At 39.4% G+C, this 14,926-nt stretch carries 13 protein-coding genes; 4 read left to right on the plus strand and 9 right to left on the minus strand.

The genetic code is table 11. From position 1 onward, the window contains the following. Positions 1 to 50: 50 nt before the first annotated feature. The 4 genes from EHQ64_RS16975 to EHQ64_RS16990 all read left to right on the plus strand — a co-directional run bounded on the left by EHQ64_RS16975 (position 51) and on the right by EHQ64_RS16990 (position 3,734). A complete protein-coding gene (locus tag EHQ64_RS16975; RefSeq protein WP_135650991.1) occupies positions 51 to 1,604 on the plus strand; it encodes an NAD(P)/FAD-dependent oxidoreductase in 1,554 nt (517 codons plus the stop codon). 13 nt (positions 1,605 to 1,617) lie between these two features. After that, a complete protein-coding gene (locus tag EHQ64_RS16980; protein WP_281275543.1) occupies positions 1,618 to 2,484 on the plus strand; it encodes an effector binding domain-containing protein in 867 nt (288 codons plus the stop codon). Positions 2,485 to 2,562: 78 nt separating this feature from the next. Further along, positions 2,563 to 2,994 (plus strand): DUF1801 domain-containing protein, encoded by a 432-nt coding sequence (locus EHQ64_RS16985; RefSeq protein WP_135650992.1) that lies wholly within the window; start codon positions 2,563 to 2,565, stop codon positions 2,992 to 2,994. Between the two features lie 86 nt (positions 2,995 to 3,080). Continuing rightward, positions 3,081 to 3,734: a hypothetical protein gene (locus tag EHQ64_RS16990; RefSeq protein WP_135650993.1), complete on the plus strand. Its 654-nt coding sequence runs from the start codon at positions 3,081 to 3,083 to the stop codon at positions 3,732 to 3,734. A 3-nt stretch (positions 3,735 to 3,737) separates the two neighbouring features. Here the strand turns inward: EHQ64_RS16990 and EHQ64_RS16995 are convergent, their stop codons facing one another. The 9 genes from EHQ64_RS16995 to EHQ64_RS17035 form a co-directional block, all read right to left on the minus strand. After that, entirely contained in the window at positions 3,738 to 4,166 is a 429-nt protein-coding gene (locus EHQ64_RS16995) for an acyl-CoA thioesterase (protein ID WP_135650994.1), read from the minus strand. A 23-nt stretch (positions 4,167 to 4,189) separates the two neighbouring features. Beyond that, positions 4,190 to 4,909: a hypothetical protein gene (locus tag EHQ64_RS17000; protein ID WP_135650995.1), complete on the minus strand. Its 720-nt coding sequence runs from the start codon at positions 4,907 to 4,909 to the stop codon at positions 4,190 to 4,192. A 62-nt stretch (positions 4,910 to 4,971) separates the two neighbouring features. Further along, complete coding sequence (locus EHQ64_RS17005; RefSeq protein ID WP_135650996.1) at positions 4,972 to 6,540, minus strand: FMN-binding glutamate synthase family protein; 1,569 nt, start codon at positions 6,538 to 6,540, stop codon at positions 4,972 to 4,974. A 93-nt stretch (positions 6,541 to 6,633) separates the two neighbouring features. Then, the gene (locus EHQ64_RS17010) at positions 6,634 to 7,431 is read right to left on the minus strand and encodes a UDP-2,3-diacylglucosamine diphosphatase (protein WP_135650997.1); all 798 of its coding nucleotides are present in this window, start codon (positions 7,429 to 7,431) and stop codon (positions 6,634 to 6,636) included. A gap of 128 nt (positions 7,432 to 7,559) precedes the next feature. After that, on the minus strand, positions 7,560 to 8,864 hold the full coding sequence (locus EHQ64_RS17015) for a porin (protein WP_135650998.1): 1,305 nt from the start codon (positions 8,862 to 8,864) through the stop codon (positions 7,560 to 7,562). Positions 8,865 to 9,045: 181 nt separating this feature from the next. Next, positions 9,046 to 9,438, minus strand: a complete 393-nt coding sequence (locus EHQ64_RS17020) for a DoxX family protein (protein WP_167882427.1) — start codon at positions 9,436 to 9,438, stop codon at positions 9,046 to 9,048. A gap of 61 nt (positions 9,439 to 9,499) precedes the next feature. Then, positions 9,500 to 11,434, minus strand: a complete 1,935-nt coding sequence (locus EHQ64_RS17025) for an AMP-dependent synthetase/ligase (protein WP_135651000.1) — start codon at positions 11,432 to 11,434, stop codon at positions 9,500 to 9,502. 101 nt (positions 11,435 to 11,535) lie between these two features. Further along, a complete protein-coding gene (locus tag EHQ64_RS17030; RefSeq protein WP_135651001.1) occupies positions 11,536 to 13,329 on the minus strand; it encodes a sensor domain-containing diguanylate cyclase in 1,794 nt (597 codons plus the stop codon). A 131-nt stretch (positions 13,330 to 13,460) separates the two neighbouring features. Continuing rightward, positions 13,461 to 14,906 (minus strand): polysaccharide deacetylase family protein, encoded by a 1,446-nt coding sequence (locus tag EHQ64_RS17035; RefSeq protein ID WP_135651002.1) that lies wholly within the window; start codon positions 14,904 to 14,906, stop codon positions 13,461 to 13,463. Between the last annotated feature and the right edge of the window lie 20 nt (positions 14,907 to 14,926).

The following is a 14,926-nucleotide window of genomic DNA, read 5'->3' on the forward strand; positions in this document are numbered from 1 at the left end:
CTTTTTTATATTCTGAACATACTAATCTTCAAAACTTTTGGTCCCGAACTATGACCCAAGAATTGGAACTCAGGCTCTTGCCGGAAATTGCAGAGCAAGCTGATCAATTAACTCAATATATTTCTAAATCCAAAAAGATCCCCCCGTCGGATATCAAACATTTAGAGATCCTGAATCATTCCATTGACGCCAGACAAAAAACCGTCTTTGTGAATCTGAAGGTCCGTGTTTATATCAACGAGGAATTCGTTGAAAAGCCGATCCTTCTTCCCGATTATCCGGATGTCAGAAATTCCAAAGAAGTCATTATCGTAGGTGCCGGGCCCGCCGGTTTATTCTCCGCTTTACAATTGGTCGAGTCCGGCTATAAGCCGATCGTTTTGGAGAGAGGGAAGGACGTAAGCGAGAGGCCTAAAGATCTTCAGAATATTAATGCCCATCATATAGTTGATGAAGATTCAAATTACTGTTTTGGGGAAGGCGGAGCCGGGACTTACTCGGACGGCAAATTATACACCCGGTCCAAAAAGCGTGGGAACGTTCGTAGAATACTGGAACTCTTAGTAGCATTCGGGGCAAATCCGAATATTTTAGCGGAAGCTCATCCTCATATCGGAACAAATAAACTTCCGAAAATCGTAAAGAAGATCAGAGAAACGATTATTGAAAGAGGAGGAGAGGTTCATTTTAATAAAAGGGTCACCGATCTTTTACTCGAGGGAAATTCGATTAAAGGAGTAGTTACTAAGAATGGAGACCGTTTTCTTTCCGACAGAGTAATTCTCGCGACCGGACACTCGGCAAGAGATATATTCGAATTATTTTATGCAAAAGGTATAGATATCAATCTAAAACCTCTAGCTGTCGGTGTTCGTGTAGAACATAAACAATCTTTAATAGACTCTATACAGTATAGCTGCGATGTTCGAGGGCCTTTTCTTCCTCCTTCTCCTTATAGTGTCGTAAAACAGATAGGAGGAAGGGGGGTATATTCTTTCTGTATGTGCCCTGGAGGAGTGATCGCTGCCTGCGCTACAAAACCGGGAGAGATTGTCACAAACGGTTGGTCTTCTTCCAAAAGGGCAAGGCCTACTGCGAATTCGGGGATCGTAGCAGAACTTAAGCAGGAAGATTTTATTCCTTTCAAAAAGTTCGGTCCCTTAGCTGCAATGGAATTTCAGAAAGAGATAGAACAAAAAGCTTGGGTTGCAGGAGGAAAAACTCAGGTAGCGCCCGCCGCTAGACTTGTGGATTTTGTAGAAGGTAAAATTTCTTCCGATCTTCCTAAAACTTCTTATCCTCCTGGGATCATTCCTGCAGATCTAAGTTCAGTACTTCCGAAATTCGTTTTTCAAGCTCTACAAAATGGATTTAAAGAATTTAATAAATCCATGAAAGGATATCTTACGAATGAAGCTGTTGTCCATGCTCCAGAGACCAGGACTTCTTCTCCTGTCAGTATTCCTAGAGATCCTGAAACCTTGGAGCATATCAGGATCAAGGGATTGTATCCTTGCGGAGAAGGTGCCGGATACGCTGGCGGGATCATCTCTGCCGCGATGGATGGGATCAGATGTGCGCAAATGGCAGTGATCGCCAAATAGACATTCATTTTTTATGATAAACCATTACGATAAGATAGATTCTGCCTTAAGGTTTATCGAAAAAAACCTTAAGAACAATATTACGGTTAAAGATGTTTCGGATAATTCTTTCAGCTCTTTATGGCATTTTCAAAGAATATTTAGGTATATGACTGGCCATTCCGTTTATTCTTATATTCGAAAAAGAAGACTTTCGGAGGCAGCTCAAAAACTGATCCTAACTAAATCTAAGATCATTGATATCGCGTTGGAATTCCAATATGAGGCTCCGGAAACCTTCCTGCGTGAATTTAAAAAGGAATACGGGACTCTTCCTTCTGATTATAGAAATTCGGAAGAGCATCTTATATTTGAAAAAATTAATATTCAAGAGGAAAAATATAGATCGGTTTATGAAGGTGTCGGGATAGAATTTAAACCAGTAATTAGAAATAGTTCCGTTCTGATCGGTAAAACTTATAAAACTTCGATGCAAAAGGACAAAAGTGTATCGGATATCCCTAGGATTTGGGAAGAATCATATGCGAATGGGATTTTTGATCAGATCCCTAACCGAAAAGACACTCATACTGTCCAAGGAGTATATTCGAATTGGGATTTGGATGAAAACTTTGATTTTTTCGTGGGCGCGGAGGTAGACTCGGAAACTTTACCGATATCCGGTTTTACAAAACAAGTCCTTCCTGCTTCTAAATATATGTTGTTTACCGTTCCTGGAAATACTATGGAAAAATTATTGAACGCTTGGAAGTATATTTACGGCACTTGGCTTCCAAATAGCGAATATGAAAGAGGTTCTGAGGACGATTTCGACGTATTCGATGAAAGATTCTGGGATCCCAAAAACCCGGTCTCCGATATCTATATTTCTATCCTATAAAAGCACAAAAGGTCAAGATTTCATGTTGGAATTCCAACATACTGATCCTTAACAAAGAGATCAGAAGTAGGCGGCGCCATGAAAAAGGAATATTTCAGAAAATTCAATAATTCCGACGTAGCCAGATTATTTGCGGACTATCCAAAAGTTTTACAAGCAGAACTTCTTAACTTAAGAGAGTTGATCTTTAAGACCGCAGAAGAAACAGCAGGAACCGGACAGTTAGAAGAGGTCTTAAAATGGGGGCAGCCCAGTTATATTACTCCTGAAACTAAAAGTGGCAGTACGATCCGAATTGATGCGCTTAAAGGAGAGAAGGAATATGCGATCTTCTTTCATTGTCAAACGGATCTTGTATCTAGATTCAGAAAACTATTTCCTAAAAAATTTCGTTTCGAGGGTAATCGATGTATTATATTCTCTAAAGGAGATGTTTTACCCAAAACAGAATTGAAACAGTGCATATCGTTTGCATTGACCTATCATTTAGATAAAAAGAGAATAAGATAGAATACGTTATTTAGAACATATTCGTTTAGTAAAAAACTTATTGCTGCTGTTGACCTTCTCGACTTTTCCTGTTATGCTCTCAGGCCATGAAAAGGGCCTATATTCTCATCTTGTTCCCTTCTTATATAGTATTCGGGTCTTGTTTGATCTATCATACCACGAACCCAGTACTAGAAGATAAACCAACTGCTCCTTCCGCATGTATTAGTTCCGTCTCTTTCAGAACTATGATCAGTGGTCTTCCTCCGGATATTGAAGTGAAGGAAATCAAGCAGGGGGATAGGACAACTCAGGATGTAAAAGTTAAATCGGATCCCTTGAACGGACAGTCCCATCCTCAACTGGATTTGATGGCGAGAGAAGTGTTTTTGGAATCTGGCATCCTAACGAATAACCCGAAGGAAGGGCAGGTCCCGGACGGCATATTTATCCAGATCAATAATCGATTGGAGTATCCACTTTTAGGTTATACTTCCATGTTATTCTCTACGATCACATTGACCATACTTCCGGGTCATAATGTTACCACGGAGACTTTTGATGTCATCGTTTTTGAGAATAAAAAATTCTTATTCAAAAAAAGCTACACTCATGCAGTTTCACAATGGCAATGGCTTCCTCTTCTATTTTTCTTTTGGGCCGGAGAAGATCTAAGTTTCGGAAAGGTACATTATAAAAATGTGTTAAAGGATACCCTTTCAGAAATAATTTCTCTTAAAAAGAAAAGTAAAAAATGTTGAAATCTAAAACCAAGACTTGAATATTTCCGGGATATTACTCACGGTTCTTGTGGTATAATCCATAAAAACGAGTCCGGTTTTCGCGTTGCATACGATCTTGCCGTTGATCGGTCCATCTGTATGGATCATTCTATAATAAAGATCGCAACCTTTTGTTGTGAAATCACCTGCGCCGATCTCTACTCGGACTTGGTCCCCGAAAAATGCCTCGGCCTTATATTCCACTACAAGATCAGTAAGGATAATTCCATAACCGTTCACGTTTAATTCTGAAAATCCTTTTTCTTTGAATAGTCTGGCCCTGGATTCATGCAATAAGGAGACGACTCTATCGTGAGCTAAATGCCCGGCAAAATTCGTATCATAGATCCTGATATTTAAACTTGTTGACCATGCCAATTTTTCCGGCAGATCCAGTTGAACTCTCGCCATTCTTTATCCTTTCTTAAAATAATTTAGTCTACGTAACCTTTCGCTTTTCTGGCTTCTTCTAACTTGCGGATCACATCTTCCGCCTCTTGGATCTTCTCCTGTTCTTCTTCCGGAGTCATCGTTTCTGGTTGAGAGGGTAGATTAAAGTTTTCAAGTTGGGTATTGTCTTTTAAAAAGAAGACACTGTACGATGCCAGACCGATCAACAATCCAAAAATGATACTAATTCTTTGGTTCGCTTCTATCCCGTAGAACAAGGAGAGTATAACTATAAAGGAGAAGTATATAAAGAAAAGCAAATATATGACGGACCCGAACATTCCTGAAAATCCGAAGAAGATCAAAAGTCCCAATATTAGAAATAAATACGAAAATTTAGAACTTAAGTCTAAACTTCTCTCTAGATCGAATTGATAGGAGAAAATTTTTGTAATACTCCAAAAGATCCCTGTTCCAAGCCCTAATAAGAGTACAGTAAGTAAAAGAGCATATAATGTTCCTACAAATAGATCCGGAAGAATAACACGAGTCAGTAAATTCGAAATAGACCCGCCTAAAAACACATATTGTAAACCTAAGGCCTTAAAAGAGAGATGCGCAAAGAAATATCCGATTAGGATCGGCACGGAAGTTTTTAGAAAAAGTTTCTGATATCCGGGGAATGGAGTTTTTTTCTGAAATTTGTTTTTGGGAAAACGAATGAATTCCCAAAAATCTTGGAAAAATAGTATGATAGATCTCATTTAGGTCCCGCAAATATTCCTAGGGACCCGACCTAATGCAAGCGATTTAAAACAAAACGGATTTATCCGAGTGCAGTGATATGACTCGTATAATCCATCATAGTAGTAAATCGAACGGGGACCCTTTCGTATTCTAAAACTTCTGTTAATGTTCTGAATCTATTCTGACCCGCGCCGATCTCTATATCGTTCCCTGTAAATTGTAAAGGATGTTCATATCCACATGCATGAGCGACTGATAGTAATTCTTTTCTAAACCCTTTAATGTAGTTCGCTGCACGTTTTGCTTTTAATTCCACGTCCAAACCTGCTTGTAACCATTTACTTTGAGTGGCCACGCCCGCAGGGCAATGCCCAGTATGACATTTTTGGGCTTGGATACATCCGATAGACATCATCGTTTCTCTAGCGACATGTATGAGGTCGCATCCCATTGCGAATGCAACGATGGCCCTGTCAGGAAAACCTAATTTACCGCTCCCGATCCAAACGACTCGATCGTCCAAACCGTAATTTTGAAATATCTTATATACTCTAGCAAACCCCACCTTAAATGGAAGGGATACGTGGTCCGTAAAAGTTAAAGGTGCCGCTCCAGTTCCTCCTTCTCCTCCGTCGATCGTAATGAAGTCAGGCCCATGACCAGTCTCCTTCATTCTAATCGCAAGCTCCTCCCAAAATTTAGATTCTCCTACTGCGCTCTTGATCCCGACAGGAAGTCCTGATTCGGTTGCTATTTTTTCTATAAATTCGATGAGACTTTTCACATCATCGAATTCCGTATGCGCGTTCGGAGAAATACAATCCTGTCCTGGTTTGATCCCACGTATCTCTGCAATTTCCTTTGTGACCTTTGCTCCTGGGAGGATCCCACCTTTTCCAGGTTTTGCTCCTTGGGAAAGTTTAATCTCTATTGCTCGAACATTCGGATTATCTGATAATCGTTTCAAAAAACGATCCAAAGAAAATCTCCCATGTTCGTCTCTAGCTCCGAAATATCCCGTTCCCAATTGCCACATAACGTCAGCGCCGAAATTATGATAGGGAGAAAGTCCCCCTTCTCCGGTATTATGATAACAACGTGCGATCTTCGCACCTTTATTCAAAGAAGAAACGGCCCTTTCTCCCAAAGATCCGTAAGACATTGCTGAAATATTTACTATCGAAGCAGGTCTGTATAATTTTTTTCGATTTCGGAATTCTCCCATTACTTTCAAAGCAGGGATCATAGAACTATCACCTTCTATAAACTTTGCCTTACTATCAGAAAAAGGAAAGGCAGAATGTTTGATGATCGGATAGCCCGCGTCGTACAACAACTCGGTTGTTCCGAAACCGAAATTATTATTCTGCGATTTCGCAGTCGCATATACCCAGGATCTTTCCGCTCGATTGAAAGGCATTTCTTCCTTATCGTTTGCAACCCAATACTGCCTTAGTTCCGGGCCTATTTTTTCGAATAGATATCTGATATGGCCTACGATCGGAAAGTTATGTTTGATCGTATGCTTTTTCTGGAATATATCGTGAATAAAAACGATTGCTAAAAAAACAAAACCCACTCCTGACCAAAAAAGCCAGGCGTGTTCATCTATGAGTTGTAAATATTCGAGAAATAATTCTTCGGACATGGGCCGAAGTATATCGTATAGGAAAGAAATTGCAAATTAGTTTTTAGAGCGGAAAAATGCGGAAGATGAGGTTCTAATATTAGTAAAAAAGGATCAAACTTGTAAGACGAATTCTTTCTTAAATTCTTTTCGAGCAGTCATCCGAATTCCGGAGAATTTTTTGCCGTCCTGAATGACAAAAGTATTACTCTTCACCCAATCTCCAGTATTGATGATATTCATTTTGGGGATACACAAAAAATCGTGGGTATGACCCGAGATCAATACCTTCTTTTCCTGATGAGTAAGCTTGGAAAGTTTTTGATAGTAATGAAGTGTTTCTTCGACAGTGCTCGGGTCCTGCCTATTCAGATGTTTATGATAGAAGTTTTCGGAAAATTTGAATAATGCCGGAAATGCAGAAGCGAAAACATGCAGGATCCTAAGCACCAGAATGGAGCCCATCCAAGTGAATTTATTGTATTGGCCTTGATGCCCATGGATCGCGATGAGTATATCGTTTTCGGCTTTTTCGCAGATGATCCAACCTCTTTCGATCAGATAATGTTCCACTTTAGGGGTCAGTCTCATCAAATAAGAAGTTGTATCGTGATTTCCGACGATATAATATTTTTTTCCGTTCCCGGAAGAAAGACGATCCAATCTTTCAAAAAGTTTATTAAACCTTTTTCTGCCCTTAACTCTTTGTAATCTTCGATCTGCGCTGAAAAACCAATTCTCTATAATATCTCCTACAAGATATAGATTGTCGAACTTGATCTCTTTTTTACTCAGATGATCCAATAATTGGAATAATTCTTTATGTTTATGGGATTTGATCTTCTTGTTCAGAAGATAATGGATATCCGAAATGAAAAACGCGTCGTAAAGTCGTCCTCTTCGAAATTTCATCTAGCAGAATGATACCTTACTTCCATATGATGAAATCCTCTAGGATTGTCAACGGATTCGAGCCTTAGATCCGCTTTCTGAAAAGTTTTGGAGATGAAAAAACGATTACATTTACCAAAAGGAAATTTTCATAAAAAGACTTGGATTTGCGCCCGGATCCTATGAGAGCCTATATTATCCACATATCCTCCTTCCAGATACGCGTAGTCGGCTTGGAATTTCAAATTATGATCTTTCAGATAATAGGATAGGGCGACTCCTCTTTCTCTGGAAAAAGTAAGTTTCGGATCCGTTTTTCCCCAGGGTTTGTATTCTGAGTATCTTAAAGCTAATCCTAGGTTATTCTTGAAAAGATATCCGACTTGAAAAAATCCCCCCTTAACCGATCTGGAATATTCGGTCAAAGTTTGAGAAACGATCACTTTTTCTTCGAAAGGAGAATTCGCTTTTCGGGTCATGTACTCCCCGGATGCAGAGAAACCTTTCCATTGGAATAAGAACTCCGCTCCAGTATGAGTATAATCGAATCTTGCAAATTGATAAGTATCTCCATGAGTGGATAATTCCCGATTTGTGTTCCTGTTATTTGCTCCTGCAATAGAAATAGAAAGTTTCGGTTTTTCTGTATGTTCTAGATCCGGCTCTCCATTATCCGCAAAAGTTCCGAGAGGGTAGTAGGTAAGTTTTCCGCTAGTCAGAGCACCACTCGCGTTGGAGGTCCTATTTCTCCCGTCTCCTCCAAAGATCCCAGCTGAATATCCCAAACAATTCCATCCAAAAAGATTGGTAGAAGATACTAAGACTCCTACATCTCGATCTAGATTCAATTCTTCATTCGCGACGGTCCTATCCACGAATTCTTGAAGACCGTCTGAGATAAATCTTTGCCGATTGAATGGGACCTTCATTTGCCCTATCTTAATATTCGCATTATTGAATCTGGTATAAGATAGAGAAGCGTCCCTTAACGGAACAGGGCGATCTTCTTCCATATCTAAATTAGAAAAAGATAATTGTATGTAATACTGCCAGAATTTGCCTAAAAAATTTCCCGAAAAAACAAGTCTTGCTCTTCTGGTTTGTAGTTCGAATTCATCTTTAGGCTTTTCCCCTTCTTCGCTGCGAAGTGTCTCTGTAGCTCTTTCCTGGAAACGAACCCTCATGTTCAAAAAGTTCTGTTTGTCAACTGTCTCAAAGGAAAGGCCTTTTCCAAAACCCATACTTGTCAGAACAGTTTCTTGAAATTCAAGATTGCTTTCGTTCGATGTCAGAGTATTTTCTTGTTCTACTCGAGCTTTTCTCTTTTTTGAGATCTTTGTTTTTACTTTTGGAAGAGGCTCTTTTCCAGTTTTTGCAACTAACGACTGAGAGATCAAAAAGATGAAAAGAATGGGAGAGATATAGAATATTTTTGGCAAAGAATAGGATCTCATATATTTCTTATCTTCCAAATCCGAATTCGGGTTTAGAGAAGAGTTCCTTTTTTTCGAAAAGATTTACGGTTTTGACCTTCCGGATAAGATCAAAATAGCCGTATACTCTTCGTTAGAAAGTACAAGAAGAGATCCGTTTCTTTTTTTGTAAGAATTTAGAAAAGAGAATAAAAAAAAGAAACTAGGTCGGAGGTCGTCGGTCCCACTCTAGATTGAGTATAATCGTGCAGGCGATTAAAACACTCACCGCCATTGCGAATAATAGTCCTCCGTCATCATCTACCACAATTCCTAAAAACAAAATATGGGATAGTACTGCACCGATCATCAGTCCAAATCCCACTAATGCTCCTACAAATCTAGATGGAGGAAAGATCAATAACGCTGCTACGAAAAATTCTACAGAACCTGTTCCGATCCTACCCCAAGGTTCTATTCCCAACGTGGAAAAAATTTTAACGGATTCGTCGTCTCCTGTGAATTTGAAAAATAAAGTCTGTAAAAAAACAATGGCTGAAAAAACGGAAAGCACCATCGACAATCGATCTTTTACCGTTTGGGTCAAAACCGGCATGAAAAACTCCTTTTTATTGGAATTCGATCCCATATCTTCTTTGTTACAGCCAATCTCAAATTTATCTGAATAATTCTTCGATTTGGTTTTTATATTTATCCGAAACTACATTTCTTCTGACTTTCATCGTCATAGTAAGTTCGTCGCCTGGCTCGAATTTCTTAGGCAGAAGGTAAAAATTAGAGACCTTTTCGAAATTTTTGAAACCGTTTTTCGAGGAAACTCTATCTTTAATTTCCTTTTTGAAAAGTTCTCTCACGTCCGGATCCGAATTCGGATCTTCGATTTCTTGTAATAATCTGGACTTCCATTCTCTCAATTGTTTGTCTAACGCTTCCCAATCTGGGACTAAAAGTGCGCTTAACGTTTTTTGGTCGTGGCCTACGATCATTGCCTGTAGGATCAATTCGCTTTGTGTAAGAGCAAATTCGATCGGTTCCGGTTCTAAATTTTCTCCTCCGAGAAGTACGATCGTATCCTTTGCCCTTCCCGCGTATTTTAATTCTCCCTGAGCGGTCCAAAGGAGAAGATCACCTGAATTCAACCATCCATCCTTCATGGTTTCGGAAGTTTTCTCAGGATCCAAATAGTATCCTTGCATAATATGTCCGCCCTTATGCCAAGCGATCCCTTTCACTCCCGGTTCGTGGATCTCTTCTCCCTTTTCATCCAAAATTTTGATCTCAACTCCTGGGATACATTTACCTAGAGTTCCTACAGTGATCTTATCTAACCTTCTTCTAGTCGAAGCACCGCTAGTTTCAGTCATCCCGTACCCTTCTAAGATCGGGATCCCTATGGAATTGAAGAAACGATCTATATATTCAGGTAAAGCTCCTGCCCCCGAAATCGCGAATTTCAACTTTCCGCCCAGGCTTTTGCGTATTTTAGAAAAAAGTAATTGAGCTAAAATATTCGGTACAAACCAGAACATTGTGCCTAAAAGTCCTTCTATCCGATGGAAAAATTCTCCGAAAAAGGATCTAGGTTTTAACGCGAACTCAAGACCAAAAAGCCTACTTTTGAATTTGTAATAGGAATTTGCGACGGATTGGAAACTTCTGAATAGGAATTTAGCAACGGGAGAAGCGTCTTTGAGTTTATCCTGTACTTTATTATAAAAACTTTCCCAAACTCTAGGCACAGAGAGTAAGAAAGTAGGTTGGATATCCTGCAAGTCCTGTCCTAAACTAGAAATGGAAGTAAACGCTTCCGAGGCACCCGCACGAATACATGCAGTCTCGATCAATCTTTCCGCAATATGCCATGGAGGAAGATAAGCCATGGTTCGATCCGAAGGAGTGATACGAATATCATCTAATGACAGGGACATGTTCACATTGAATATGATGTTCCTATGGGTCAACATGACACCTTTCGGTCTTCCGGTAGTTCCGGAAGTATATACGATTGTAGCTAGATCCGATTCTTGAACGGATTCCCCTCTAGAATGAAATTCTAATTCTCCTTTTTCCTGGATCCATCTGTCGCCTAACGAGATCAGATCATCTAAATGTAAAAGTTTGAATGGAAATCTTTGATCTGAATGAGTGGAACTTTCAAACGAGATCACTGTTTTTAGATGAGGGAAGGATTCGTAGGAAGAATGGATCTTACGTACTACTTCGAAATTACCGGCAAAACAAACTTCTGCTTTGGAGTGATTTAAAATATAGATCAAATCCTCTAATGTGGAATCCGTTCCCCTTGGAACATCCACACTTCCTATATTCGTAATCCCTAAACTCGCCCAAAGCCAACGATGTCCTGAGTCCGCGATCAACCCTACATTCTCGTTCTTCTTAACACCGATCGAAACTAAACCTAACCCGATACGTACGACTATATCTCCGATCTCTTTGAAGCTCACGGATTTATAAGTTTTGCCGTCCGGTTTAAAGAATTGAGCAGGATGATCCTTAAAGGTTTCCGTAGAAGATTTTAACATCCAATATAATGTCTGTGAATTTAGAAAGGGGAGTTTGAGAGGTTCCATGCGGGGACCGATTTTAATCCGGACCAGGAGAAGGGTCCAGGAAAAATTAAAAAAACGTGATTTTCTAGATGGTCTTTCTCGAACGATTGTTTAAGAAAGAATCAATGACGTATATGATTTCGACCGAATGCCTTCGAATCGTATAGGTTTTTATCAGCTAATCCTAATAGTTCCTGATACGTATGGATATCTCTATCCGTATTGCTAGACACGCCGATCGAAACAGTGACTCTAGTGAATGTACTTTCTGAGTGAGGAATGCCCATATCTTCCACAGTTTGTAACATATTCAATGCTACTACGATCGCACCTTCCACAGGAGTATCCGGAAGTATTACGGAGAATTCTTCTCCACCGTATCTTGCGATCATATCGGAGGAACGATTTAAACATTCTTTTAATGATTGAGCAACCTGAGATAAGACATGATCTCCTTTTAAATGCCCATAAGTATCGTTATACGCCTTGAAGAAGTCCACATCTATCATCAACAGAGAAAGTGGTCTTTCCGTCCTAACGGAACGGTTCCATTCTCTTTCTAATTCTTGATCGAAAAATCTTCGGTTCGCAACACCAGTAAGAGGATCCATTAAAGAGAGCTCGAAAAGTTTATCCGCTCTTTCTTTATACTCGTCTTTTTCTTTTCTGAAAGTATTGATCCTGTCCACGAGACCTAAGGAAAGAAGAATGACATTGCTTAAGATCCCGATCTTCATGATACCGGAAGCGATCTCTTCCGAATCATAAAATCCTAATTTGTTTAGAGAAAATATAAAAGTCCCAATCAAACTAAAGATCCAGGCGCTTAAGAAGATACGAGCTTTTCTATCCTTTCTTAAACTTTGGATGAGTGAAATAGTCATCAAGATCAGGATCTCTATAATAGGAAGAATAGAAGTGATCGGGAATAAATACTTTAAAGGAACAAAGATCGGCAGAATGATCAATATCCCCCAAAGGATCGTCAATCCTCGAATGACTTTATGAACGATCGGATATACGTTCTTTGTCTGTAGATATTCTTCTCCGAATAATCCTAAAAAGATCATGGAGATACAGGTAGCTATAATAAAGGAAAAATTGATAAATTTAGGGGAATTGGGAAGTAGGAACCAGAATCCGTATCCCGAACTCATGACCAGAAAATAGGTTACGGAAGAAATTAAAATTACGTAATATATATATGTTTTTTCCCTGATCCCCAAAAACAGGAAAAAATTGTAGAAGATCATTACTCCTAAAGCGCCGAAGTAGATCCCATTGATCAAAAGAGAGAATCTGGAAGAAGATTCTAAATTAGATTTTGTTACTAGATGCAAGGGGAGGGCAAGAGAACCTTCCGATCTGACTCGAATATAAACGTCTACTTTTACTTTATCTTCGATAGGAAGTGGGAAAACAAAATAGCGTTCTGCTACAGGTCTTTCCCGGAAAGGAAGCATGTCTCCGGTATGAAATTCTCCTTCTCTACCTTTGGAATCTTTCCAATAAACATCCACATAATCGATAAGAGGATATTCTAAGGTGAGAAATCTTTCCTCTGAAAGTGATTCTTCCGTTTCAACGGTAAACTTTAACCAATATGGAGAAGGGTCATAACCGAAATTGGGGATCCTGTCCGGATTCTTTTTGAATTCTATCTCCGAATCCTGTGCTGAGATATCTTCCCAACTTAGGCCCTCCGTATCTTTCAAATACGAGACTTCTTCCCTTAATTGTATCTTTCCGGGAGAATGTGCATCCAAACGAAGGATTTGATTGGTAGAAGTTGTTGTTTGAGCGAATAGGGAATAAGATAGGGGAAAGAGCCCAAGACAAGTCCATAAAACAAGAGAAAGACGGATCTTAGTCCGAGTGATTTTACCTTGCCTGTTTGTCTCAGGATCTTTTGGCATACCGAAAATATTCTTACCTACCTAGAGATGTCAAAAAACTTTCACGAAAATAGTCTACGATTTTGACGAATCTTCTAAATAAAATATAACGCTCGGCGCTTGGAAACCGAAGATTTAAGAAAAATAAACCTTTAGTCGGGGTCCCTTTTAAACTCTTTTCTGTTCACAAACAAAAACTGAGTCTCGCTTCGTTTACCGGAAGTAGTTTTTCCCATTACCACCATCGCAGGATAAGTAGTCTTTTTGAATTCAGGAATTCTAATGATATATTCGGTATTCGTTTTTCTTTGAACGATCCCTTCTTTACCGCTGATCTTAATTGCCACCGACTTAGGGTCTAGACCTTCTACTATAACTGGAAAACTATCTCCCGGTTTTACCCAAGAACCATCCGGAACGCCTAATTGGATCTTAGTTGGAGGACTCGCGCTTAAGATAGAATTAAATCTAGATTGAGACATTCCCCAAGTCACCAAGGACCTATGGATTGTATATGCATATGTGCCTGGAACATTTTTCCCAGGATTTACAGTGAATGCCATTCTGTATCCGGCAGCCTTTGCTTCCTCAATTACTCGTACGTCGAATAATCCGAATGGATAAGCGAGATCCTGAATCTTTCTTCCTGTCTTAGCTTCTAGAGTTGTTTTGGAATCTTTGAGCTGGCTACGGATCTCGGCTCTAGTCATCGCAGGAAGTTTTGGATGATAAACAGTATGTGATCCGATATCTAAAACTCCGCTATCCAATGCGTCTTTTAGTTCTGCCCAGCTAAGATAAAATTTATATCTAGGATTTGAGATCACTGTAGGATAAATAAAAACGGAAGCTCTCATCCCGTATTTTTTTAGAAGAGGAACAAGCACGTCTCTATGCGTCAAGGATCCGTCATCGAAAGTCAGAAGAACTGGACGAGATGGAAAATCAGAACCCGCTTTTCCCTGTTGATACTGATAAAACTGATCTAAACTTACTGTCTGATAGCCTAAGGATTTTAAGTATTTAAATTGTTCTTCTAATAGGCTGGGATCTAAATTGTATCCGCCCATCGGATTTTGGTTCCCGACCAAATGATGATAACATAAAACTGGGATCCCTTTCCCATGTCCCAATTCAGCGTTTGCCGGTTGATTCTTTGTATCGTATTCAGTTTTAGGAGGAAGTTCCGAAACACCCGGCAAAGAATTTTCGTATTTTTTAGAAGCGGTTTCTTTCTCTTTTACTTCCTTCTCTTTAGTCGGTTCCTTTTCTTTTTTAGAAATTTTGGATTTCGATTTTTTTCTACGTTGGATCCGTTTGGATTTTTGAGGAGAAGGGGAATGTTCTGCTAAGTTCTCTTCTTTTTCTTTTTTAACTTTTGCTTCGATCTTAGGTGCAGGAGTAGAGGGTTCTTGGACCTTTTTCTCTTCTTTTGGTTGAGACGAATGAGTAGGCTTTTCCTCTTCTTCTTTAGAGCTTTGTTTTTCGGATTTACGGTCTGAACTTAAGAAGTCGTTTACCGGGCCCGCGTTTATAACGGAAGAAGAAAGAAATACTAGAGTTAGTAGGAAACAGAAACGGTTGATTTGTATATACATTGGATGATCAGTTCCAAGAT

The organism is Leptospira sarikeiensis (assembly GCF_004769615.1).
GTDB lineage: Bacteria > Spirochaetota > Leptospiria > Leptospirales > Leptospiraceae > Leptospira_B > Leptospira_B sarikeiensis.